Source organism: Nocardioides hwasunensis (assembly GCF_014779665.1).
GTDB classification, from domain to species: Bacteria; Actinomycetota; Actinomycetes; order Propionibacteriales; family Nocardioidaceae; genus Nocardioides; species Nocardioides hwasunensis.
Map to the genome: position 1 here is coordinate 332,005 of NZ_JACXYY010000001.1, position 23,325 is coordinate 355,329.

Sequence of the window (23,325 nt, forward strand, 5' to 3'; positions counted from 1 at the left end):
GCCTAGAGAGGGGTCATCGGCCGCGCACGAGGTTGACCAGTGCCATCCCGATCCAGCCGAGGACGCACACCAGCCCCAGCACTCGCAGCACGGTCGCTAGCACGATCCCTGCCGCCGCGGCGACCGGATGGGGCGCGAAGGCCAGGAGCAGCACTCCGAGCGAGAGCAGCGCGAGGAGCCCGACGAGGTACTTCCCACGCCACTGGGTGCGGCTCCACATGCCGCGGCCCCACTGACCCACCCCGGGTGGCAGCAGGTCGCGCACACCGCGGACGAGCACCGCGACCACGACGACGTACGCCGCTCCGCTGAGCGCGCGGGTCCACCACGGCGCCTCGTTGACCAGCAGCGCGCCGAGGACGATCGCCGCACCGAGGAGGGAGAGGACGACGCGGCGACCCAGGACCAGCACGACGACGTCGAGGTTGTCGTGCAGCCGCCTGTCCTGCGGGTCGTTGCCGACGGCCGCGCGCAGCAGGCCGGCGGCGCGGCGCAGCCTTCCGGAGTCGATCTCGGTGGCGGCGAGGTTGTTCTGCGCCAGCGTGTGGACCGGGTCGATCGCGAGGGCGTTGCGGAACGCCAGCTGCGCGGCCGGTCGGTTGCCCAGCGCGTCGAGGCAGATGCCGACCAGGTTGTGCACGTCGGGGTCGTGCGGCGCGAGGTCGACGGCGCGCAGCGCGGCCTCGTAGGCGTCACGCACCCGCGGCCTGGGCTGGGCGAGGAGGGCGCGCGCGTGCTGGTAGTGCGAGGCGTGGTCGTGCGGCGCGAGGCGGAGCCCGCTCTCGGCGGCGGCCAGTGCGGCGGGTCCGTCGTGGCGCTCGCAGAGGACGTCGACGAGCACGTGGTGAGCGCCGGGGTGCTCGGGGCCCATCGCCAGCGCGCTCCGCACGACCTCCTCCGCCTCATCCTGGCGGTCCAGGTGGTTGAGCGCGCGGCCCAGGCCCAGCAGTGCCGGCACCGACCCGGGGTCGCGGGAGAGCACGTCGCGGAACGCGGCCTCGGCCTCGGCGTGGCGGCGCAGGTCCAGCAACGACTCCGCACGGGCCAGCGCCCGCCAGTCCGCCCCGCCACCGTCCACGGCGCCCATCCTGACAAACTGGACCGGTGACCGTCCGCGACATCGTGATCCTCGGCTCGACCGGCTCCATCGGGACCCAGGCCCTCGAGCTCGTCCGCGCCAACCCCGACCGCTTCCGGGTGGTCGGGCTCACCGCCGGCGGGTCGAACCGCGAGCTGTTCGAGGCACAGGTCGCCGAGTTCGCGCCGGCGTACTCCGGGCTCGGCGAGGACGCCTCGACCGAGGCCGCCGGTCGCGAGTGCGACGTCGTCCTCAACGGCATCACCGGGGCGGTGGGCCTTCGACCCACGCTGGCCGCCCTCGACGCCGGCAACACGCTGGCGCTGGCCAACAAGGAGTCACTGATCATGGGCGGCGCGCTGGTCACCGGCCGTGCGAAGCCCGGCCAGGTCGTGCCGGTCGACTCCGAGCACTCGGCGCTGGCCCAGTGCCTGCGCGCCGGGTCGCGCGGGGAGGTGCGCCGGCTCGTGCTCACCGCGTCCGGCGGACCCTTCCGCGGCCGCACCCGCGACGACCTCGCCGACGTGAGCGTCGAGGAGGCCCTCCAGCACCCGACCTGGTCGATGGGTCCGGTCATCACCATCAACTCCGCCACCCTGGTCAACAAGGGCCTCGAGGTCATCGAGGCACACCTGCTCTTCGACATCCCCTTCGACCGGATCGACGTCGTGGTCCACCCGACCAGCGACGTCCACTCGATGGTCGAGTTCACCGACGGCTCGACCATCCTCCAGGCCAGCCCGCCCACGATGATGATCCCGATCGCCCTCGGTCTGGCGTGGCCCGAGCGGGTCCCGGAGGCGGCGCCGGCCTACGACTGGACGCAGGCGCGCAGCTGGGACTTCCTCCCTCTCGACGACGAGGCCTTCCCGGCCGTGCAGCTGGCCCGCGCGGCGGGGGAGCGGGGCGCCACCGCGCCGGCGGTCTACAACGCCGCCAACGAGGAGTGCGTCGAGGCGTTCCGCACCGGACGCCTGCGCTTCGTCGACATCATTCCCACAGTTGCCGCGGTCCTTGCCGACCACGACGTACGCTCGTCTGAGCACCTGACAGTGGACGACGTCCTCGCGGCCGACGCGTGGGCCCGCGACGAGGTCGCCACACGTCTCCAGACTGTCTGACCCTGCCCGACAAGGAACCCCTCGTGACCCCGATCCTCTACACCCTGGGTGTCGTCTCCTTCGTGGTGGCGATCCTGGTCTCCATCGGGCTGCACGAGTTCGGCCACCTCATCCCGGCCAAGAAGTTCGGGTGCAAGGTGCCGCAGTGGTTCATCGGCTTCGGGCCCACCGTGTGGAGCCGGCAGATCGGCGACACCGAGTACGGCGTCAAGGCGATCCCGCTCGGCGGCTACGTCAAGATCGTCGGGATGCTCCCACCGGGAGCGCAGGAGCTCGTCGAGGAGACGACGTACGACGAGGACGGCGAGGCGGTGCACAAGGTGCGCCGGTCCAACACCGGGATGTTCACCCAGCTCATCTCCGACGCGCGCGCCGCCGAGTGGGAGTACGTCAAGGAGCACGACACCGACCGGCTGTTCTACCGCCTCGCGTGGTGGAAGAAGGTGATCGTGATGGCGGGCGGGCCGATGGTCAACATCGCCATCGCCTTCTCCCTCTTCGTGCTGCTCTTCGCGACCTACGGCAACCCGCGCGACGAGGTCGTCGAGCCGACCGTCGCCGCCGTGCCCGCCTGCGTGATCCCCGTCGAGGAGCAGGGGCGCGCGTGCACCGCGGACGACCCGCCGACGCCGGCCAAGGAGGCCGGGATCCAGCCCGGCGACGAGATCCTCAGCTTCAACGGCACGCCGTTCACCGACTGGGACAGCTTCCAGAAGGAGATCCGCGGCAACGCCGACGGCGACGCCGTCATCGAGGTGCGCCGCGACGGCCAGACCCTCACGCTGACCACCAACACGACCGTCACGCTGCGCCAGACCTCGCTCGAGGACGACACGCTCACCGAGGTCGGCTTCCTCGGCGTGCAGCCCGACACCCACCTCGCGACCGGTGGGCCGATCTACACCGCCATCCAGATGGGGACGATGACGGTCGAGACCGGCAAGGCACTCGCCCAGCTGCCGGTGAAGGTCTACGACGTCGGCCGCGCGATCGTCGGGCTCCAGGAGCGAGACCCCGAGAGCCCGGTCTCGATCGTCGGTGGTGGCCGGTTCGCCGGTGAAGCCGCCGCCAGCGACGCCTTCCCGATCACCGACAAGCTCGTCACGCTGCTCTTCCTCGTCGCGAGCTTCAACTTCTTCATCGGCATGTTCAACTTCGTGCCGCTCCTCCCGCTCGACGGCGGCCACATCGCCGGCGCCCTCTTCGAGGGCCTCAAGCGCGGCCTGGCCCGCCTCCGCGGACGCCCCGACCCCGGTCACGTCGACGTGGCCAAGCTGTTGCCGGTGGCCTACGTCGTGGGGCTCGCCATGCTGGTGATGGGGGTCATCCTGATCGTCGCCGACATCGTGGTGCCCCTGCGCCTGAGCTAGGTCGGAGCGGAGTCCTGCCGAGTCGGCCCCGCGGGGTGTCGCCTCCTAGACTGGGAGCATGACTTCCGTCGGCCTGGGCATGCCCGCGCTCCCGCCCCCCGTCCTGGCTCCCCGTCGCAAGACCCGCCAGATCAAGGTCGGGTCCGTGGGCGTGGGCAGCGAGTCGCCGATCTCGGTGCAGTCGATGACCACGACGCTCACCTCGGACATCAACGCCACGCTCCAGCAGATCGCCGAGCTCACCGCATCGGGCTGCGACATCGTCCGGGTCGCGTGCCCCAGCCAGGACGACGCCGACGCGCTCCCGGCCATCGCGACCAAGTCGCAGATCCCGGTCATCGCCGACATCCACTTCCAGCCGAAGTACGTCTTCGCCGCGATCGACGCCGGCTGTGCGGCCGTCCGGGTCAACCCGGGCAACATCCGCAAGTTCGACGACCAGGTCAAGGAGATCGCCAAGGCCGCCAAGGACCGCGGCACCTCGATCCGGATCGGCGTCAACGCGGGCTCCCTCGACAAGCGCATCCTCGACAAGTACGGCAAGGCCACGCCCGAGGCGCTGGTCGAGTCCGCGGTGTGGGAGGCCAGCCTCTTCGAGGAGCACGACTTCCACGACTTCAAGATCTCGGTCAAGCACAACGACCCCGTCGTGATGGTGCGCGCCTACGAGCTGCTGGCCGAGGCCGGCGACTGGCCGCTGCACCTCGGCGTCACCGAGGCCGGCCCGGCGTTCCAGGGCACCATCAAGTCCTCCGTGGCCTTCGGCCACCTGCTCAGCCAGGGCATCGGCGACACGATCCGTGTCTCGCTCTCGGCCCCACCGGTCGAGGAGGTCAAGGTCGGCATCCAGATCCTGGAGTCGCTCAACCTCAAGCCGCGCCGTCTCGAGATCGTGTCCTGCCCCAGCTGTGGTCGTGCCCAGGTCGACGTCTACACGCTCGCCGAGCAGGTCACCGCGGGCCTCGACGGCCTCGAGGTGCCGCTCCGCGTCGCCGTCATGGGCTGCGTCGTCAACGGTCCCGGCGAGGCCCGCGAGGCCGACCTCGGCGTCGCGTCGGGCAACGGCAAGGGACAGATCTTCGTCAAGGGCGAGGTCATCAAGACGGTCCCCGAGTCGCAGATCGTGGAGACCCTCATCGAGGAGGCCATGCGCATCGCCGAGGGCATGGAGCCGGTCGACGGCGCGGAGGCCACGGTCTCCGTCTCGTGACGACGGTGTCGTGCCGACCGGGTGCGTGAGTAGGCTCCGAGCGTGCTGAGGACCCGCGAGCTGAGCCAGGTGCGCGTGCTGGGCCCCGCCGACCGGGACCGCTTCATCGCGCTCGCGGAGCAGGAGCCGGTGGTCAACGTGTTCGCCGACTACCGGGCTCGGCTCACCAACCTCGACGAGCGCTGGCTCGGGGGGCAGGTCTGGGGTCGGTTCGACGGTGAGGAGCTGGTCGCCGGCTGTCACCTCGGGGCGAACCTGGTGCCGGTCCAGTGCACCCCGGACGACGTGGGTGCCTTCGTCGAGGTGGCCCTGCGGCGCCGCAGCAGCGTGGGCACGATCGTGGGCCCGAGCGACGTGGTCACCTCCCTCTGGTCGCTGGTCGAGTCCCGATGGGCCCGGCCGCGCGAGGTCCGGATGTGCCAGCCGCACCTGGAGATCGCCCACGTCCCCACCGTGGCGGCAGCGACCGACGTACGCCCCACCACCCAGCGTGACCTCGAGGTGCTCTACCCGGCCTGCGTGGCGATGTACACCGAGGAGGTCGGCGTCTCACCGGAGAACGACGCCGGCGGCGGCGACCTCTACCGCGCGCGCGTGCAGCAGCTCATCGGGCGCGGCTGGTCGATGGCGAGCTTCGACGACCGGGGCGTGGTGTTCAAGGCCGAGGTCGCCTGCGTCACGCCGTACGCCGCCCAGGTGCAGGGGGTGTGGGTGCGTCCCGACCGTCGCGGGGAGGGCCTCGCCGTCAGCGGCATGTCGGCCGTCGTCGCCCACGTGCTCGGCTCCGGCATGGCGCCCGTGGTCTCGCTCTACGTCAACGAGTGGAACAGCGCTGCGCGCGCGGCGTACGCCCGGGTCGGGTTCGAGCAGACGGCGACGTTCGCGACCCTGATGTTCTGAGGGGCGAGGCCCCGCGAGCCGCTCTGGGAAAAATTTTCCGACAGGTGTGTATCAGCAGGTCGTGTGGCCACTCCTGAGAAGACATGGGGACAATGGTCACCATGTCGGAGCGCAGCAGGGCTGAGGGGCAGCCCGACGAGTCACCGTGGAGCAAGGCCAGTGGGGCGTTCATCGCCTGGCGTTCGGGGGACGCCAGGGCCGTGGACGAGCTGGTCTCGACGATGACTCCTGTGCTGTGGCACGTGGTGAGGGCCTACGGGTTGGACCGGCAGGCGGCTGAGGACGTGATTCAGTCGACCTGGTTGGGACTCGTGCGCCACCACCAGACCATCGCGGACCCACAGGCGGTCGCGTCCTGGCTGATCACGTCAGCCAGGCGCGGCGCAGCCGCACATGCCAGGTCCGCGCGACGCGCGGACCCGGTGGAGGACGAGTCGCTGCACGCCCTGATCCCGGACGTGGAATCGGCGGAGGCCCTCGCGATGCTCGACGACGAGGCGGCACGGCTGTGGGGTGCCGTGGCGTCCGTCGACGAGCGGTGCAGGAAGCTCCTCCGGGTCGTGGCCTTCATGGACCGACCCGACTACCAGTCCTTGAGCCAGGACCTCGACATGCCCGTCGGGAGCATCGGGCCCACGCGGGCGCGGTGCCTGGCCAAGGTTCGAACCGCTCTAGCGAAAGGAGGCGGGCGATGACCGAGCACGACACGGGGGACAACGCCCTCCTCGAGGAGCTGCGTGACATGTGGCTGACCTACGACCCGCCGCCGAGTGACCTGGTGGCCACCATGATCGCTGCCGTCGCGGCGGCCGAGCTCGACCAGGAGTGGGAGCTGCTCGTCCTGGTCCGCGACTCCGCCGAGGAGGCCGCCGCCCAGGTGCGCGGCCTCGCGACGGCGCGGATGCTCTACTTCACCGTCGCCGAGGGCTGGTCCCTCGACGCCGAGATCGACGGTGACCAGGTGCGCGGCCAGCTCCTCGACTTCGACGGTGACATGGGGTCCGTCGAGGTGGTCGTGGAGACGCGCGGCAGCGCCGCGGAGCTGTGGCGTGCCGGTCTCGACGAGTTCGGCTTCTTCTCGATCGAGGCCCGGCCGGCCGGCGAGGTGCGCTTCACCGTCCACTACCGCGGCAACGCCGTCAGCAGCCGCTGGGTCCAGCTCTGAGGGCTCTCCAGGGCCGTCAGGCGTAGGGCTGGCGCAGCTCCAGGTGGGGGCCGATCGTCGGATCGGAGTCGTAGACGGCGCGGGCGAGCACCGCGTCGCGTGCCTGCGTGGCCGAGCAGCCCGTCTCCGAGATCTCGCGGGCGATCAGCCCGGCCACGACCGGCGCCGCGAACGACGTGCCGCTCCAGCGCGCCAGGCCCGTGCCGAACACCCGGACGTCGCCCTTGTCGGGCGTCTCGTGGCACACGAAGGTGCCGTCCGGGAACGCGTTGACGTGGTTGCGGCCGAGCGCGTAGACGTCGGCCGAGACTCCGTAGTTGGAGAACTCCGACACCCGGCCGTCCCGGTCGAGCGAGCCGACGCCGACGCACCAGTCGAAGGCAGCCGGCCAGAACGGCGCCGCCCACGAGTCGTTGCCGGCCGCGGCGACCAGCACGCAGTCCGCTCGCCTCAGGTACCGGCGGTAGAACCTGGCGAAGGCGATGGACGGCCGGTCCATGCGCGTGCGGCACCCGGCCGACAGGTTGATGACCGACGGATCGTGCGTCATGGCCTGCTCGAGCTGCCCCACGATCTCCGACTCCAGGATGCCGCCACCACCGACACCGTCGACGGCGAACCCCTCGACCCACACGTCCGTCAGCGGCGCCGTGCAGCGCACGACGCCGGCGATGAAGGTGCCGTGACCGGCGTAGGGGCGCAGGTCCGTGCCGTTGTTCTCGTCGTCTCCCTCGACGCCGCTCAGCCACGGAGTGCGCGAGTCGGTGCCCGACGGAGGGTTCCAGCCGGTGTCGACCACGACGACGCTGACCTGGCGCCCCTTCCCCTGCGGCGCGGCGGGCGGCCACGGCTCGGCGAGGCCGGTCTCCTCCGGCTCCGTGGCGGGACACGTCTTGCCGCCTCCGCCGCCCGGGCTCACGTGGACCCAGTGGTCGGGGCTGGCCGTGCCGGCGGGCAGACCGTCGGCCTCGAGCAGGTCGAGGACGTCGGGAACCGTCTCACCGCCCCTGCGCTCCGGGAGGACGTAGCGGACGAGGTCACCACCGAGCAGTCGTACGTCGTCGCGGCGCGGCGGTCCGGTCAGGACGTCCTTATCGAGGCGTGCCACGGCGGCTTCGAAGTCGTCGGCGTCCTCGGCCCCCACCAGCACGTGGTCGGGGTGGAAGAGGTAGGTGAAGTCGGCCGGCGCCTCGGTGTCCCACCGGACCTGACCGTCGTTGGCCTCCCTGAGGTCGCGGAGCTGGTCCGTGCTGCGTCGTCGTCCGTCGTCACCGATCATCCAGTCGCCCATGGGCGAGACGCTATCGCCGAGCAGCCGCCGAGCGGAGGTGGTTTGCGCAGGTTTTCCGGCCTGATCGGCAAGGATGGCGCAGTGCACAGGGACGAGGCGGAGGAGCTGCTCCGCACCCTCTTCTCGGATCCCGCCGCGGCCGGCGCACGCGCGCTCGCGCAGCTCGTCCCCGATGCCGACCCCTACCTCTCCTCGATCGGGCACCAGGTGGTGGGGATCGTGCTCCGGGAGGAGGCGAAGGCGGAGGAGTCCCTGGCGTCCCTCCGGACCGCCCTGCGGCTCGCGCGACGGTCGGGTGACAGCGACCGCGTGGGGGATGTCCGCGCGACGTTGGGCGCCACCCTCGCGCGGCTGGGACGGGTCGGCGAGGGGATGGCCCAGCTCGACCGCGCGTCGGAGGAGGTCAGTGGGCTGGCGCTCGCCAGGCTCCTGGTGCGACGCGCGCTGGTCGTCGGGTTCGTGCTGGCGCGCTACGAGGACAGCATGGACGACCTCCGACGAGCGCTGCCGATCTTCGCCGAGGAGGGCGACCGGGTCTGGGAGGGGCGGGCCCGCAACCTGCAGGGCCTCGCGCACGCGGCGGTCGGCGAGCTGGAGCAGGCGACCGCGGCGTTCGAGGAGTCCGCCCGGCTCGCGGAGCTCGACGACCACGCGACGGCGGTCGCGACCGCCGTGCACAACCTGGGCTGGGTGGCGCGCGTGACGGACGACCTGCCGCTCGCGCTCGCCAGGTACGCCGAGGCGAGCGAGAGGTTCGACGCCATCGGGGAGACGAGCACCGACCTGGTCGCGGACAGGTGCGACGCCTACCTCGCGAGCGGGCTGGCGGCCGAGGCGCTGGTGGTGGTCGAGGAGGTGCTCACCTCCCGACCGCTGCTCCCTCCCGAGCGTGCCGACCTCCTCGTCGCCGTGGCCGACGCGGCCCTCGCCGCGGGCGATGCCGATCGCGCCGTGGCTGCCGCCGACGAGGCATCGCGGCTGATGAAGGCACAGGGGCGCCACACCTACCGGGTCCGCGCCGACCTGCTGGCCCTCAGCGGCCGGGCGGTGCGCGGAGGCGACGGCGCGCCCCTGCTGCGACGGGCCGAGCGTCTCATCGGATCGGCGCGCGAGGTCGGCGCTCAGGAGCTGCCCCAGGCGCTGATGCTCGGCGCGCGACTGGCGCGGCACGTGCGCTCGGCACGCGCCGCGGGGCTCGCCGATGCCTGGTTGGCCGAGGCGAGCTCGTCCAGGCACGCCTCCACGTCCGCCGAGCGCGCGCTGGGCTGGCTGGCGCACGCACGCCGGAGCGAGCTCTCCGGTGACCAGGGCGCCGTGCTCCGCGCGTGCGACCGGGGACTCGTGGCGCTCGACGAGCACAGCGCGACGTTCGGCAGCCAGGAGCTGCGGGCGCTGTCGTCCGGCCACGGCTCCGAGCTGGCCGAGCTCGGCGCACGGACGGCGCTGGCCTCCCGAGACGCCAGGCAGCTCCTGCGCTGGTCCGAGAGGTGGCGTGCCACCGCGCTCGCGTTGCCGTCGGGCGCCGCGGAGCACGACCCGGCGACCACCGCCGACCTGGCCGCCCTGCGAGCGCAGCACCAACGCCTGGCCGAGGCCGCCGCCGAGGGCGCACCGACCGACCGACTCCGGGCACGCGTCACCAGGCTCGAGCAGTCGGTGCGGCAGCGCCTGTTCCACCTGCGCGGCTCCGGCGAGACTGCCTCGGCCCTCGACGTGCGTCAGCTCCTCGACGCCCTCTCCGAGGACGACACGACCCTCGTCGAGCTCACCGAGGTCGACGGAGAGCTCCACGCCCTCGTCGCCGCCCGCGGTCGGGTCCGCCACCTCCACGTCGGGCCCGCAGCCACGGCCGCGAAGGCCGTCGACTTCTCCCTCTTCACGCTGCGACAGGCCTCGCGCGGTCGTCGTACGCAGGTCGAGGTGGCCGGCTCCCGCCTCCAGCAGGCGCTGTTCGGCACGGCGCTCGACCGGCTGGGGGAGTCGCGGGTCGTCGTCTCCGGGACCTCGACGCTGCAGGGCGTGCCGTGGGGCCTGCTGCCGGCGCTGGCCGACCGTCCCTTCAGCAGCACCCCGTCCGCGCGCCTGTGGCTGCGTGCCCGCAGGTCCACCGCGGAGGGTGATCGCCGCGTGCTGCTGGTCGGGCCTGGGCTGGGCAGCGGCGGTGCCGAGGTCCCGGCGGTCGCCGCGCAGGATCCGGCGGCCGAGGTGCTCGACGGATCGGAGGCCACCGTCGCGGCGTCGCTCGCGGCGCTCGACGGAGCGTCGCTGGCCCACGTCGCGGCGCACGGGCACTTCCGTGAGGACAGCCCGCTCTTCTCCTCGCTCACCCTGGCCGACGGCCCCCTGCTGGTCCACGACCTCCAGCGCCTCGAACGCCCGCCGCACCGCGTCGTGCTGTCGGCGTGCGAGTCCGGCGTGATGGCGCCCGTCGGTGACCAGGAGCTGCTCGGGCTCGCCGCCGCCCTGCTCTCGATGGGCACGGCCGGGGTGGTCTCGAGCCTCGCCGAGGTCGACGACGCCGCCACCGTCGAGGTGATGGTGGCCCTGCACGCCAGCCTCCGTTCGGGCGGCGGGCTCGGCGACGCGCTGCTCGCCGCACGCCGGTCGGCCGCGGGGGACCCGGTGCTGGCGGCGACCGCGGCGTCGTTCACCGTCCTCGGTGTGTAGCCGGGTCGCGGGAACTGGTTCGCGGCGCTCGGCGACGCACACCTATCCTTGCGCCCATGGCCCGAGTCCTCCGCATGTCGACCCTGTTCGTGCGCACCCTGCGCGACGACCCCAACGACGCCGAGGTCCCGAGCCACCGCTTGCTGGTCCGCGCCGGCTACATCCGCCGCAACGCCCCGGGCATCTACACCTGGCTGCCGCTGGGCCTGCGGGTGCTGCGCAGGATCGAGGCCATCATCCGTGAGGAGATGGACGACATCGGCGCGCAGGAGCTGTCCTTCCCCGCGCTGCTGCCCAAGGAGCCCTACGAGGCCTCCGGGCGCTGGACCGAGTACGGACCCAACATCTTCCGGCTCCAGGACCGCAAGGGTGCCGACTACCTGCTCGGCCCCACCCACGAGGAGATGTTCACCCTCGTGGTGAAGGACCTCTACTCCTCCTACAAGGACCTGCCCCTCTCGATCTACCAGATCCAGACCAAGTACCGCGACGAGGCACGTCCCCGGGCGGGCCTGCTGCGCGGGCGCGAGTTCGTCATGAAGGACTCCTACTCCTTCGACATCGACGACGCCGGTCTCGAGAAGTCCTACCAGCAGCACCGCGACGCCTACGTCCGGATCTTCGACCGGCTCGGCTTCGAGTACGTCATCGTCAAGGCGACCTCCGGCGCGATGGGAGGCTCGGCCAGCGAGGAGTTCCTCGCCAAGGCTTCCGTCGGTGAGGACACCTACGTCCGGTGCACCCACTGCGACTACGCGGCCAACGTCGAGGCCGTCACCGTGCCCGCGCCCGCCCCGGTGTCGTACGACGACGTCCCGGCCGCGCACGCCGAGGACACCCCCGGCACGCCCACCATCGACTCGCTCGTCGACCACCTCAACGAGGCGTTCCCCCGCGACGACCGGCCCTGGGCGGCGGGCGACACGCTCAAGAACGTGCTCGTCGTGCTCAAGCACCCCGACGGCACCCGCGAGCCGCTCGCCATCGGCGTGCCCGGCGACCGCGAGGTCGACCAGAAGCGCCTCGAGGGACAGCTCGAGCCCATCGAGGTCGAGGCGATGGACGAGTCCGAGTTCGCCAGGCACCCCGCACTGACCAAGGGCTACATCGGGCCCGGCGCGCTGGGCGAGGAGTCGACGTCGGGCATCCGCTTCGTCGTCGACCCCCGCGTGTCCGAGGGCACCCGATGGGTCACCGGCGCCGACGTGCACGGCTCCCACGTCATCGACATGGTCGTGGGCCGCGACTTCACGCCCGACGGCACGATCGAGGCTGCCGACGTCCGCGACGGCGACGCCTGCCCCAACTGCGCCGAGGGCACGCTCGAGTCCGCGCGCGGCGTCGAGATGGGCCACATCTTCCAGCTCGGTCGCAAGTACGCCGACGCGCTCGGGCTGCAGGTGCTCGACGAGAACGGCAAGCTCGTGACGGTGACGATGGGCTCCTACGGCATCGGTCCGTCGCGCGCGGTCGCCGCGATCGCCGAGGGCACCCTCGACGAGATCGGCCTGTGCTGGCCGCGCAACGTCGCCCCCGCCGACGTGCACGTCGTCGCCGCCGGCAAGGAGGAGGCGGTGCACGCCGCCGCCGAGCAGCTGGCGCGTGACCTCAGCGACGCCGGGGTCGAGGTGCTGCTCGACGACCGCACCGGCAAGGTCAGCCCCGGTGTGAAGTTCAAGGACGCCGAGCTCATCGGCGTCCCGACGATCGTCACGGTCGGGCGTGGCCTGGCCGACGGCAACGTCGAGGTCCGCGACCGCAGGAGCGGTGAGCGCGAGGACGTCGCCGTCGACGCCGCCGCCGCGCGCATCCTGGAGATCGTCCGCGGCTGAGACGTGGTCAGCGGACCGGGCCCGTCGCTTCGATAGGTTCGCCGACATGGCCGGGACGCGCATCGAGGCAGTGATCTTCGACTGGGGCGGCACGCTCACGCGGTGGCACGACGTGGACTTCCACGCCGAGTCCGTCGCACTGGCCGAGGCCGTACGACGGACGCCCTCGCCGGACGACGACCACCACGCGCACGCCGAGCGGCTGCACCGCGCGGGCAGCGTCGTGTGGGGGCGCAGCCGCGATCACCAGCAGAGCTCCACCATCGCCGACCTGTTCACCGAGGCCGGGCTCGACCACGACCCCGAGCTGCTCGCGGCCTACTACGACTTCTGGGAGCCGCACACCCTCACCGATCCGGAGGTGCGGCCCCTGTTCGAGGTGCTCCGGGCCGCCGGGCTCAAGGTCGGGGTGCTCTCCAACACCATCTGGCCCCGCGCGTGGCACGTCGGGTTCTTCGAGCGCGACGGCGTCTACGACCTCGTCGACGGCGACGTCTACTCCAGCGAGATCCCCTGGACGAAGCCGTCGCCGCTCGCCTTCGGCGCGGCGATGGAGGCGGTGGGCGTGAGCGACCCGGGCGCCTGTGTCTACGTGGGCGACCGGCTCTTCGACGACGTCTGGGGTGCGCATCACGCGGGGATGCGGGCCATCCACGTCCCGCTCAGCAACATCCCCGCCGACCAGGTCGGGCACACCGAGGGTGAGCCCGACGCCACGGTCGCCTCGCTCGCGGAGGTGGCGGACGTGGTGCGGCGCTGGGACGAACGGTGACCTGCCTGGCCGCGCGGCTCTGCTGCATGTTTCTGCGTTGCATCAACATGCAGTGAGGATCCGCTTCTCTTCGACGCGGATCGAATGCATGATTGTGCATGTGGCCCCGCCACCCCCACAGGAGGGGCCACATGGGTGATGCTGACCAACCCCACAGGCGGTCCGTGTCCTCGGCCATTGGGAAGGATCTCGGGACTTTCCCAATGGTTGAGGCCGCGGGCCGTCTCCCCATTTCGGGACGTGTCGCCGGCTACGGGCCTCAGTCCAGCTCGGGGGCGCCCGGCCAGGTCTGCGCCGAGCCGCCGAGCTCGAGCTGCCACGAGGCCGACCACGTCGCCTCGGTGAGCGCCCACTCGCGCACGTCACCACTCGACTGCGCGACGAGGGCGAGCAGGGACTGGGCGCTCTCCGCCTCGATCGTGAGTGCCGCGGCCTGCAGCTGCGGTGGGCGCAGCAGGCGGCCGTCGAGCTCGTACGCCGGTGCGGCGGCCGCGGGCTCGGCGCCCGCAGCCTCGACGAGGATCCGCAGCTGGTCGCGACGCGCCCGGTGGCGTCGGTAGCCCGCGGTCAGGGCGGCGTACAGCGCCGGCGTCGCGGTCTGTGACGTCCGGGCGCCGAGGACGCCGTAGGTGTAGAGGGCCGCGTGCTCGTCGGCGAGCACGGTCTGTAGCGCGTCGAGGGTGCTCATCGTGGAGTGCTCATCAGGTCACCTCGGTGGACAGGGCCGCGGTGTGCTGCGCGGTCGACGCCGCGATGCTGGCCAGGACACGCGCGAGGTCGCCGCTGGACGCGTCCAGGCACCCGTCGCGGACCTCGCGCAGCAGCCGCGTCTCCGAGCGCCGGACCGCGTTCAGCGCCCGCAGGATCCGGGGTGCCACCGTGGGAGGTGCCGGCGTGGGCAGGTCGGCGTCCGGCACGGCGCCGGCGAGGACCTCGAGGTGCGCGGCGTGCGCGGCCCCCACGGGCTCGAGGCGCTGACCGAGGGTGGGCACGCTGAGCGAGGCGGCCTCGAGCACCGAGATCGCACGAGCCAGGGAGGCGACCACGGCGGCCACGACCGCGGCGTCCTCGGGCGGCTCGGGTGTGGCGGTCGAGCCCTGCGGCTCGACCTCGCGGGCCGGCGGGTCGATGTCGCAGGCGCTCAGCACGAGCGGCGCCGCGAGCGCCGAGCCCACCGCCGTACGACGGGTGATCGGGCGTGCTGGCACCCCCGAACCCTACCCACCCGACGAGCCCGCTCCGTCGGCCCGCCGGGCGATGTCGGGCGTCGGGTGCCGGCCGCTAAGGTGTTGATCCTTTCAACAGCACAAGGAGGTCGCACCCCATGAGCACTCCCCGCCAGGACGCCACCCGGGACCGCATCGAGGCTGAGCTCGTCGACCCCCTGAGCGTGCTGGACATGGACGTCGAGGCCGTCGAGGTCACCCCGGCCGGCAAGCGTCGTGTGCTGCGCGTCGCGGTCGACAAGGACGGCGGCGTCACGCTCGACGACGTCGCCGACGCGACGCGTGAGGTGTCCCGGGTGCTCGACGAGTCCGACGTGATGGGGGAGATGCCCTACACGCTGGAGGTCACCAGCCGGGGGGTGGACCGGCCGCTCACCCTGCCGCGCCACTGGCGCCGCAACGAGGACCGCCTGGTCAAGGCCACACTGGCCGACGGCTCGGAGCTGACCGGGCGCATCCTCGACTCGTCGGACGACGCGGTCACCCTCGACGTCTCCGGCACCCGGCACGAGGTTGCCTACGCGGAGGTCGCGAAGGCGCTCGTGCAGATCGAGTTCAACCGCAAGAGCGAGAAGAAGGACGACTGATGGACATCGACCTGAGCATCCTGCGGATGCTGGAGCGCGAGAAGGAGATCTCCTTCGAGGTGCTCGCCGAGGCCATCGAGCAGGCGCTGCTCACCGCCTACCAGCGGGCCACCGAGTCCTCCCACCCCGCCCGCGTGGAGCTGGACCGCAAGAGCGGCCACGTGACCGTGTGGGCGCGCGAGCTCGACGACGAGGGCACCGCGGGCCCGGAGTACGACGACACCCCCGACGGTTTCGGTCGGATCGCCGCCACGACGGCCAAGCAGGTGATGCTCCAGCGGCTGCGCGACGCCGAGGACGAGATCAAGTTCGGCGAGTTCTCCGGCAAGGAGGGCGACATCATCTCCGGCATCATCCAGCAGGGACGCAATCCCGACGACGTCATGGTCGACCTCGGCAAGCTCGAGGCGATCCTGCCCGTCAGCGAGCGCGTGCCGGGCGAGAAGTACGTCCACGGTGAGCGCATCAAGTGCCTGGTGACGTCGGTGCGCAAGGGCATGCGAGGTCCGCAGATCACCCTGTCGCGCTCGCACCCGACGCTGGTCAAGAAGCTGTTCGCGCTCGAGGTCCCCGAGATCGCCGACGGCACCGTCGAGGTCGCCGCGATCGCCCGCGAGGCCGGCCACCGCACCAAGATCGCCGTCCACTCGCGCATCCCCGGCGTCAACGCCAAGGGCGCCTGCATCGGACCGATGGGCCAGCGCGTGCGCAACGTGATGAGCGAGCTCCACGGCGAGAAGATCGACATCGTCGACTGGGCCGAGGACCCGGCAGAGATGGTCGGCCACGCCCTGTCGCCGGCCCGGGTCACCTCGGTGGAGATCGTCGACCTCGCCGCCCGCTCCTGCCGCGTCGTCGTGCCCGACTTCCAGCTGTCGCTCGCCATCGGCAAGGAGGGCCAGAACGCCCGGCTCGCTGCCCGGCTCACCGGCTGGCGCATCGACATCAGGTCGGACGAGGCGCCCCACCCCGACGAGGCGTGAGCCGGCCTCCCGGTTCGTAAACCACTGGCCCCACCGGCTAGAGTGGTCGTCAGTGGCCATCACGTCTGACATCTCTGCGCCCGGACCCGTCCGGACCTGCGTGGGTTGTCGTTCCAGGGCCACTGCGAGCGAGCTTCTCCGCGTGGTCGCGGGCTCGGACTCCGAGGGTCGACCGGCCCTGGTGCCCGATCCGGGCCGCCGGGCACCAGGTCGCGGGGCGCACGTGCACCCCACGCAGGAGTGTTGGGAGCTCGCGGTGCGACGACGAGCCTTCTCCCGAGCCCTGCGCTCGGGCGTCACGCTCGCCGGGGCGCCGGTGGAGGAGCACCTCCGCTCGATCCAGCACGACCAGTCCGAATCACAGCAGCACCGACCAGAAACTGGAGCACGCAGCTCATGAGCACTCGATGAGTAACTCGTAATGAGTGTGCACACCCACTAGCTGTTCCGTTTCCCCCGTCCTTCTGGGGTCACGGACCAGAAGGAGTAGAGACCAACCGTGGCAAAGACCCGAGTCCACGAACTCGCCAAGGAGTTCGGAGTCGAGAGCAAGTTCGTTCTCGAGAAGCTCAAGGAGATGGGGGAGTTCGTCAAGTCGGCATCGTCGACTGTCGAGCCTCCCGTCGAGATGCGCTTCAAGAAGCAGTACGGCGACGAGCTGAAGGCCGCAGCGGCCGCAGCCCCCGCCCCCGAGGCGCCGGCCGAGAAGCCGGCCGCCAAGTCGTCCGGTGCCAAGCCCGGACCCAAGCCCGGCCCGAAGGCTGCTCCGCAGCCCGTCGCCGAGGCACCGGTCGAGACCCCGGCTGAGGCACCCGTCGAGGCTCCGGCCCCGGCGCCGGTCAAGGAGTCCGCCTCCCCGGCCGCCCGGCCGGGACCCAGGCCCGGCCCCAAGGCCCCGGTCGCCGAGCCCGAGACTCCTGCCGCCGAGCCGGAGGCCCCGGCCGCCAAGGCGCCCTCCCCGGCCCCGCGCCCGGTGGGTCGCCCCGGCGCCCCGCGCCCGGGCAACAACCCGTTCGCGCCCAGCCAGGGCATGGGCTCGCGCCCGGCGCCGGCACCCCGCACGAGCGGCGACGACAACCGTCCGCCGCGTCCGCCGGCCGGCGGCGACGCCCGTCCCGGCATGCCGCGCCCCAACCCGGCGATGATGCCGAAGTCCCCGGCCGCGTTCGGCAACGGCCCCGGCGGCCGTCCGGCACGCGGTGGCCCCGGTGGCGGCCCCGGTCGTCCCGGCGCTCCCGCCCGCGGCGGTGCCCCGGGTCGCGGCGGCGCTCCCGGTGGAGCCCCGGGCGGTGCCCCGGGTCGTCCCGGCGGGTTCGGCCCGTCCGGCGGCGGTCGCCCCGGTGGCGGTCGTCCCGGCCAGCGCGGCCAGACCCAGGGCGCCTTCGGTCGCCCGGGTGGTCCGTCGCGGCGTGGTCGCAAGTCGAAGCGCGCCCGTCGTCAGGAGTTCGAGGCCATGGAGGCCCCGACCATCGGTGGCGTGCGCGTCCGCAAGGGCAACGGCGAGACCGTCCGTCTCCCGCGTGGCGCCTCGCTGACCGACTTCGCCGAGCGGATCAACGTCGACGCCGCTGCGCTCGTGCAGATGCTGTTCTCGCTGGGCGAGATGGTGACCTCCACGCAGTCGGTCGGTGACGAGACGTTCGAGCTGCTCGCAGAGGAGCTCAACTACGTCGTCCAGATCGTGTCGCCGGAGGACGAGGACCGCGAGCTCCTCGAGACCTTCGACCTCGAGTTCGGTGCCGACGAGGGCAGCGAGGACGACCTCGTGATCCGCCCGCCGGTCGTGACCGTCATGGGTCACGTCGACCACGGAAAGACCAAGCTCCTCGACGCGCTGCGTGACGCCAACGTGGTCGACAAGGAGGCCGGAGGCATCACCCAGCACATCGGTGCCTACCAGGTCCACACCGAGGTCGACGGCGACGACCGTCGCATCACCCTCATCGACACCCCCGGTCACGAGGCGTTCACCGCCATGCGTGCCCGTGGTGCCCAGGCCACCGACATCGCGATCCTGGTCGTCGCGGCCGACGACGGCGTCATGCCGCAGACGGTCGAGGCGCTCAACCACGCCAAGGCGGCCAACGTGCCGATCGTGGTGGCGGTCAACAAGATCGACAAGCCGGAGGCCGACTCCACCAAGGTCCGCGGCCAGCTCACCGAGTACGGCCTGATCCCCGAGGAGTACGGCGGCGACGCGATGTTCGTCGACGTCTCGGCCAAGGCCGGGCTCAACCTCGACAAGCTGCTCGAGGCCGTCGTGCTCACCGCCGACGCGTCGCTGGACCTGCGGGCCAACCCCGACCAGGACGCCCAGGGCCTCGTGGTCGAGGCGCACCTGGACCGCGGTCGCGGTCCGGTGGCGACCGTCCTGGTCCAGCGCGGCACGCTGCGCGTGGGCGACTCGATCGTGGCCGGACCGGCCCACGGTCGCGTCCGCGCCATGCTCGACGAGCACGGCAACGAGATCACCGAGGCAGACCCGTCCCGTCCGGCGATGGTGCTGGGCCTCTCGGCGGTGCCGGGTGCGGGCCAGAACTTCATCGTGGTCGAGGACGACCGGATGGCTCGCCAGATCGCCGAGAAGCGTGAGGCGCGCGAGCGGGCGGCCATGCAGGCCAAGCGTCGCGTGCGTCGCAGCCTCGAGGACTTCATGGCCTCCATGGAGAAGGGCGAGAGCCAGGAGCTCAACCTCATCCTCAAGGGAGACGTGTCCGGTTCGGTCGAGGCGCTCGAGGACGCCCTCTCCCAGATCGACGTGGGCGAGGAGGTCTCGCTGCGCGTGATCGACCGCGGTGTCGGTGCGATCACCGAGACCAACGTCGACCTGGCCGCCGCCTCCGACGCCATCATCATCGGCTTCAACGTCCGCCCGCAGGGCAAGGCGAGCCAGATGGCCGACAAGGAAGGTGTCGAGATCCGCTACTACTCGGTCATCTACCAGGCGATCGAGGAGATCGAGGCGGCACTCAAGGGCATGCTCAAGCCGATCTACGAGGAGTCGACCCTCGGTCAGGCGGAGATCCGCGAGATCTTCCGCTCGTCCAAGGCCGGCAACATCGCAGGCTGCATGGTCACCTCCGGCCTCATCCGCCGCAACGCCAAGGTGCGGGTCCTGCGTGACGGAGCGGTGGTGGCCGACAACCTCGACCTCTCCTCGCTCCGCCGCGAGAAGGACGACGCCTCCGAGGTCCGCGAGGGCTTCGAGTGTGGTCTGGTGCTCCGCAACTTCCAGGACATCAAGATCGGCGATGTCGTGGAGTCGTTCGAGATGCGCGAGATCGCGCGCACCTGACGTAGGACAACTCGGCCGGGCATCTGCACCTCGCAGGTGCCCGGTCGACATTTGAGAGAGTGAGATCCATGAGTGAGCGAAGCGAGCGAATCAGTGGGCACAGGGCAACACGTGCCTCGTCGGCGCACGGAGCGAAGCGAGTACGTCGATGAGTAGTCCTCGTGTGCGCAAGATCGCCGACCGGATCCAGGTGATCGTCGCCGAGATGCTCGAGCGGCGCATCAAGGACCCCCGGCTGGGCTTCGTGACCGTGACCGACGTCCGCGTCACCGGAGACTCCCAGCAGGCGTCGATCTTCTACACCGTGCTCGGTGCGGAGGAGGAGCGTGCCAGCAGCGCGGCCGCGCTCGAGTCGGCCAAGGGCGTCATCCGCTCCGAGGTCGCCAAGCAGCTCGGCATGCGCATCGTGCCCACGCTGACCTTCATCCCCGACGCCCTCCCCGAGACCGCCCGGGAGCTGGAGGAGCTGCTCGCTCGCGCCAAGGAGCAGGACGAGGCCGTCGCGGCCCAGCGCGGTGCGACGTACGCCGGCGAGGCCGACCCCTACAAGAAGCCCCGCGTGGTCGAGGACGACCTCGACGAGGACGACGACCCGGACGACGACCGCCCCTGATGGCCGGTGCCACGGTCACCCCCGGTCTGGTCGTCGTCGACAAGTCCCCGGGCATGACATCGCACGACGTCGTGGCCCGGGTCCGTCGGCTCGCCGGCACCCGCAAGGTGGGACACGCCGGCACGCTCGACCCGATGGCCACGGGCGTGCTGGTGCTCGGCGTCGACCGCGCCACCCGGCTGCTCGGTCACCTCATGCTGACCGAGAAGGCCTACGACGCCACCCTCCGGCTCGGGGCCTCCACGACCACCGACGACGCCGAGGGCGACGTCGTCGCGACCACCTCGACCGACGGTGTCCGCGAGGACGACGTACGCGCCGAGCTGGCGAGGCTGGTCGGGGACATCGAGCAGGTGCCGACCGCCGTCTCCGCGATCAAGGTCGACGGCAAGCGGGCCTATGCTCGCGTGCGCGACGGTGAGCAGGTCGAGCTGAAGGCACGGCCGGTGACCATCCACGAGATCGTCGTCCACGAGGTGTCGCTGCCGGACGTGCGGATCTCGGTCCGCTGCTCGAGCGGCACCTACGTCCGCGCCATCGCCCGCGACGTGGGTGCAGCGCTCGGGGTGGGTGGTCACCTGACCGCGCTGCGGCGGACGGCCGTGGGGTCCTTCGACCTCACCGTCGCCCACACGCTCGACCAGCTCAGCGACGACCTCACCGTGCTGCCGATGGCCGACGCCGCACGCAGCACGTTCCCGGGCGTCGACCTCGACGATGAGCAGGCCGCCCACGTGCGGTTCGGCCGTGCCCTCCACCTGGCCCTGCCCGGTCCCGGGCCGCACGCGGTCTTCGCCCCGGACGGGGAGTTCCTCGCGCTCTACGAGGCGCGCGGGGAGAAGGCGAAACCGGTCGCGGTCTTCGTCTGACCACGCTCCCGGGGGGCGTCTGCGGGGCGGACGGCGCGCCAGTAGGCTTCCCGGGTGCAGATCTGGCGAGACGTCGACGACGTGCCGGCCGACCTCGGCCGCACGGTCGTCAGCATCGGCAACTTCGACGGCGTGCATCTCGGGCACGCCCACGTCCTGCGCGAGGCCCGTGCCACCGCGGCCCGACTGGGCATCGACACCGTGGTGGCGGTGACGTTCGACCCGCACCCGATGGCGGTGCTGCGCCCGGACCACGCCCCGCCCACGCTGACCTCGATCCGCACCCGCGCACGACTGCTCGAGTCGGCCGGCGTCGACGCGATCCTGGTGGTCGGGTTCGACCTGGCGATCGCCGGCTGGTCACCCGCGGAGTTCATCGACCGGATCCTGGTGCAGGCGCTCCACGCCGAGGCCGTCGTGGTCGGCGCGAACTTCCGCTTCGGCGCCAAGGCGGCCGGCGAGGTGGCCACGCTCGTCGAGGCCGGAGCGACTCGCGGCTTCGAGACCGTGGGCGTGCCCCTCGACGGGGGTCCGCAGGTGTGGAGCTCGACCTACGTCCGCCAGTGCCTGGCCACCGGCGACGTGGCCGGCGCCGCCGAGGCGCTCGGTCGTGAGTTCACCGTCCGCGGGACGGTCGTCGAGGGGGACAAGCGCGGCCGCGAGATGGGCTACCCGACGGCCAACGTCCCGATCCCGCCCGTCGACGCGGCACCCGCCGACGGCGTCTACGCCGGCTGGCTGACCCGGCTCGACACGGGGGAGCGCCTGCCCGCCGCGATCTCGGTCGGCACCAACCCGACCTTCGACGGCGAGCGCGACCGGCGCGTCGAGTCCTACGTCCTCGATCGCGACGACCTCGAGCTCTACGGCGTCGAGGTCGAGGTGGCCTTCGTCGACCGGTTGCGCGGGATGGTGAAGTTCGAGGGCATGGAGGCCCTCATCGAGACCATGCACGACGACGTACGCCGCGCGCGCGAGGTCCTGGGTGCCTGAGCCGGCCCACCGGCCGGACCCCGTCGACCTCGCCGCTGCGGAGCAGTGGTTCGTGGGTCACGGGCTGCCCTACTTCGTCGACGACATCCGCGCCGAGGTGCACCGCGGCCTGACCCGTCGCCGGCTGCTGCTCGTCGCCGCGGTGGCGCTGCTGCTGGGCGCCGGGGTCGTCGCGGGCTTCGCGCTGGCCGACCTGGGCTGGGACAACGGCCTGGTCCCCGGCGTCAACGCCGCGCTGCTGGTGCTCGCGGCGTACGCCCTGTTCACGCTGCGAGCGTGGGTGATCGCCCGCTGGGCGGCACGCCGCACGTTCTCCAGCCTCGGGCTGCTCTTCCCGCTGGTGACCCGCGCCCTGCCGCTGCTCCTGCTCTTCGTGACGTTCCTGTTCATCAACGCCGAGGTGTGGCAGGTCGCGGCCACGCTCGACGGCTCGGTCATGTGGCTCACGGTGGCGCTGTTCGTCGCGATCACCGTCGGCTTCCTGCTCGCCCGCCTGCCCGAGGAGCTCGCGGTCTTCGACGAGGAGGTCGACCCGGAGGTGATCGCGCGCCGCTGCGCGGGCACGCCGCTCGAAGGGATCGGCGGCGACGTGCGCGCGAGCGAGGAGACCCGGCTCGGAGGGCTGCAGAAGGCCAACCTCCTGCTGATGCTGCTCATCACCCAGCTCGTGCAGGTGGTGCTGCTGAGCGTGTCGGTGTTCGTCTTCTTCGTCCTCTTCGGCTTGCTGGTGATGCAACCCGAGGTCATCGTCACCTGGACCCAGCAGGAGTCGCTGCACGCGATTCCCGGCTTCGACCGCGCCAACTGGGAGCTGGTCCAGGTGTCGGTGTTCCTCGCGGCGTTCAGCGGGTTCTACTTCACCGTCTACGCGGTGACCGACGAGCTCTATCGCAAGCAGTTCTTCAGCTCGATCCTCGACGAGCTCGAGCGCGCGGTGAGTGCCCGGGCGGTCTACCGCTCGGTGCGCGGCGCGGCCGACTCACGACACGCTCCGGACGCGACGACGGGCGGTGCGTGAGACGGGTCCCGACCGCGTCGGAAGCCCCTCACGCACCGCCCGTCGAGGCGGTGGGCCGGAGATCAGGCGTCGAGGTCCTGCTCGACCAGCTCAGCAATCGTGTCGACGGCGCCCTGGTCGTCACCGGCGACCTCGACGGTGTCGCCGTGGCCGGCACCGAGCGTCATGATCATCAGCGAGGAGCTGGCGTCGACACCGTTGATGGTCACGTCCGAGCCGAGCTCGGCGGCCTTCTCGGCGATGATCGCGGCGGGACGGGCGTGGAGGCCGACGGCGGAGCCGACGACGACGGACTTGCTGGGCATGGTTCTCCTTCAGGGCTGGACGGGTGGTGC

Annotated in this window: 22 protein-coding genes; 17 read left to right on the forward strand and 5 right to left on the reverse strand. The window is 71.8% G+C overall.

Annotated features, from left to right (window positions below):
• Positions 1–13 precede the first annotated feature (13 nt).
• Positions 14–1,087 carry a tetratricopeptide repeat protein gene (locus tag IEZ25_RS01685; RefSeq protein ID WP_191197652.1) on the reverse strand — a complete coding sequence of 358 codons (1,074 nt, stop codon included), beginning with the start codon at positions 1,085–1,087 and terminating at the stop codon, positions 14–16.
• 17 nt (positions 1,088–1,104) lie between these two features.
• Here IEZ25_RS01685 and IEZ25_RS01690 point away from each other — a divergent pair, with 17 nt between their 5' ends.
• The 6 genes from IEZ25_RS01690 (at position 1,105) to IEZ25_RS01715 (ending at position 6,844) form a co-directional block, all read left to right on the forward strand.
• On the forward strand, positions 1,105–2,199 hold the full coding sequence (locus IEZ25_RS01690) for a 1-deoxy-D-xylulose-5-phosphate reductoisomerase (RefSeq protein ID WP_191197653.1): 1,095 nt from the start codon (positions 1,105–1,107) through the stop codon (positions 2,197–2,199).
• Between the two features lie 23 nt (positions 2,200–2,222).
• On the forward strand, positions 2,223–3,569 hold the full coding sequence (locus IEZ25_RS01695; protein ID WP_191197654.1) for a M50 family metallopeptidase: 1,347 nt from the start codon (positions 2,223–2,225) through the stop codon (positions 3,567–3,569).
• Between the two features lie 58 nt (positions 3,570–3,627).
• Positions 3,628–4,779, forward strand: coding sequence for a flavodoxin-dependent (E)-4-hydroxy-3-methylbut-2-enyl-diphosphate synthase (ispG, locus tag IEZ25_RS01700; RefSeq protein ID WP_191197655.1), 1,152 nt, complete (start codon positions 3,628–3,630; stop codon positions 4,777–4,779).
• A gap of 42 nt (positions 4,780–4,821) precedes the next feature.
• A complete protein-coding gene (locus IEZ25_RS01705) occupies positions 4,822–5,679 on the forward strand; it encodes a GNAT family N-acetyltransferase (protein WP_318151984.1) in 858 nt (285 codons plus the stop codon).
• A gap of 101 nt (positions 5,680–5,780) precedes the next feature.
• Positions 5,781–6,374 (forward strand): RNA polymerase sigma factor, encoded by a 594-nt coding sequence (locus IEZ25_RS01710; RefSeq protein ID WP_224748263.1) that lies wholly within the window; start codon positions 5,781–5,783, stop codon positions 6,372–6,374.
• Positions 6,371–6,844, forward strand: a complete 474-nt coding sequence (locus tag IEZ25_RS01715) for a hypothetical protein (protein WP_191197657.1) — start codon at positions 6,371–6,373, stop codon at positions 6,842–6,844. The genes IEZ25_RS01710 and IEZ25_RS01715 overlap by 4 nt, the downstream gene beginning before the upstream one ends.
• A 16-nt stretch (positions 6,845–6,860) precedes the next feature.
• On the opposite strand, the gene IEZ25_RS01720 is transcribed toward IEZ25_RS01715, so the two are convergent.
• The gene (locus IEZ25_RS01720; protein ID WP_191197658.1) at positions 6,861–8,135 is read right to left on the reverse strand and encodes a S8 family peptidase; all 1,275 of its coding nucleotides are present in this window, start codon (positions 8,133–8,135) and stop codon (positions 6,861–6,863) included.
• Positions 8,136–8,216: 81 nt separating this feature from the next.
• Between IEZ25_RS01720 and IEZ25_RS22070 the strand changes: the two genes are divergently transcribed.
• Genes IEZ25_RS22070 through IEZ25_RS01735 form a run of 3 tightly spaced genes read left to right on the forward strand, consistent with a single transcriptional unit; the run spans position 8,217 to position 13,406 of the window.
• Complete coding sequence (locus IEZ25_RS22070; RefSeq protein ID WP_191197659.1) at positions 8,217–10,802, forward strand: CHAT domain-containing protein; 2,586 nt, start codon at positions 8,217–8,219, stop codon at positions 10,800–10,802.
• A gap of 56 nt (positions 10,803–10,858) precedes the next feature.
• Positions 10,859–12,634, forward strand: a complete 1,776-nt coding sequence (locus tag IEZ25_RS01730; protein WP_224748264.1) for a proline--tRNA ligase — start codon at positions 10,859–10,861, stop codon at positions 12,632–12,634.
• Positions 12,635–12,680: 46 nt separating this feature from the next.
• Entirely contained in the window at positions 12,681–13,406 is a 726-nt protein-coding gene (locus IEZ25_RS01735) for an HAD family hydrolase (protein ID WP_191197660.1), read from the forward strand.
• A 259-nt stretch (positions 13,407–13,665) separates the two neighbouring features.
• Here the strand turns inward: IEZ25_RS01735 and IEZ25_RS01740 are convergent, their stop codons facing one another.
• Positions 13,666–14,094: a DUF4439 domain-containing protein gene (locus IEZ25_RS01740; RefSeq protein ID WP_191197661.1), complete on the reverse strand. Its 429-nt coding sequence runs from the start codon at positions 14,092–14,094 to the stop codon at positions 13,666–13,668.
• A 13-nt stretch (positions 14,095–14,107) separates the two neighbouring features.
• Positions 14,108–14,614: a hypothetical protein gene (locus IEZ25_RS01745; RefSeq protein ID WP_191197662.1), complete on the reverse strand. Its 507-nt coding sequence runs from the start codon at positions 14,612–14,614 to the stop codon at positions 14,108–14,110.
• 116 nt (positions 14,615–14,730) lie between these two features.
• Between IEZ25_RS01745 and rimP the strand changes: the two genes are divergently transcribed.
• The 8 genes from rimP to IEZ25_RS01785 all read left to right on the forward strand — a co-directional run bounded on the left by rimP (position 14,731) and on the right by IEZ25_RS01785 (position 22,990).
• A complete protein-coding gene (gene rimP / locus IEZ25_RS01750) occupies positions 14,731–15,219 on the forward strand; it encodes a ribosome maturation factor RimP (protein ID WP_191197663.1) in 489 nt (162 codons plus the stop codon).
• Positions 15,219–16,202 (forward strand): transcription termination factor NusA, encoded by a 984-nt coding sequence (gene nusA, locus IEZ25_RS01755; RefSeq protein WP_191197664.1) that lies wholly within the window; start codon positions 15,219–15,221, stop codon positions 16,200–16,202. The genes rimP and nusA overlap by 1 nt, the downstream gene beginning before the upstream one ends.
• 142 nt (positions 16,203–16,344) lie before the next feature.
• Positions 16,345–16,602, forward strand: a complete 258-nt coding sequence (locus tag IEZ25_RS22075) for a YlxR family protein (protein WP_397182870.1) — start codon at positions 16,345–16,347, stop codon at positions 16,600–16,602.
• 99 nt (positions 16,603–16,701) lie between these two features.
• Complete coding sequence (gene infB, locus IEZ25_RS01765) at positions 16,702–19,497, forward strand: translation initiation factor IF-2 (RefSeq protein ID WP_191197665.1); 2,796 nt, start codon at positions 16,702–16,704, stop codon at positions 19,495–19,497.
• Positions 19,498–19,645: 148 nt separating this feature from the next.
• Complete coding sequence (gene rbfA, locus IEZ25_RS01770) at positions 19,646–20,110, forward strand: 30S ribosome-binding factor RbfA (RefSeq protein ID WP_191197666.1); 465 nt, start codon at positions 19,646–19,648, stop codon at positions 20,108–20,110.
• On the forward strand, positions 20,110–20,979 hold the full coding sequence (gene truB / locus IEZ25_RS01775) for a tRNA pseudouridine(55) synthase TruB (protein WP_191197667.1): 870 nt from the start codon (positions 20,110–20,112) through the stop codon (positions 20,977–20,979). The genes rbfA and truB overlap by 1 nt, the downstream gene beginning before the upstream one ends.
• 54 nt (positions 20,980–21,033) lie before the next feature.
• Positions 21,034–21,972, forward strand: a complete 939-nt coding sequence (locus IEZ25_RS01780; RefSeq protein ID WP_191197668.1) for a bifunctional riboflavin kinase/FAD synthetase — start codon at positions 21,034–21,036, stop codon at positions 21,970–21,972.
• Positions 21,965–22,990 carry a hypothetical protein gene (locus tag IEZ25_RS01785; protein WP_191197669.1) on the forward strand — a complete coding sequence of 342 codons (1,026 nt, stop codon included), beginning with the start codon at positions 21,965–21,967 and terminating at the stop codon, positions 22,988–22,990. Before IEZ25_RS01780 ends, IEZ25_RS01785 begins: the two co-directional genes overlap by 8 nt.
• Positions 22,991–23,052: 62 nt before the next feature.
• On the opposite strand, the gene IEZ25_RS01790 is transcribed toward IEZ25_RS01785, so the two are convergent.
• Positions 23,053–23,295 carry an HPr family phosphocarrier protein gene (locus IEZ25_RS01790; RefSeq protein WP_191197670.1) on the reverse strand — a complete coding sequence of 81 codons (243 nt, stop codon included), beginning with the start codon at positions 23,293–23,295 and terminating at the stop codon, positions 23,053–23,055.
• Positions 23,296–23,325 lie beyond the last annotated feature (30 nt).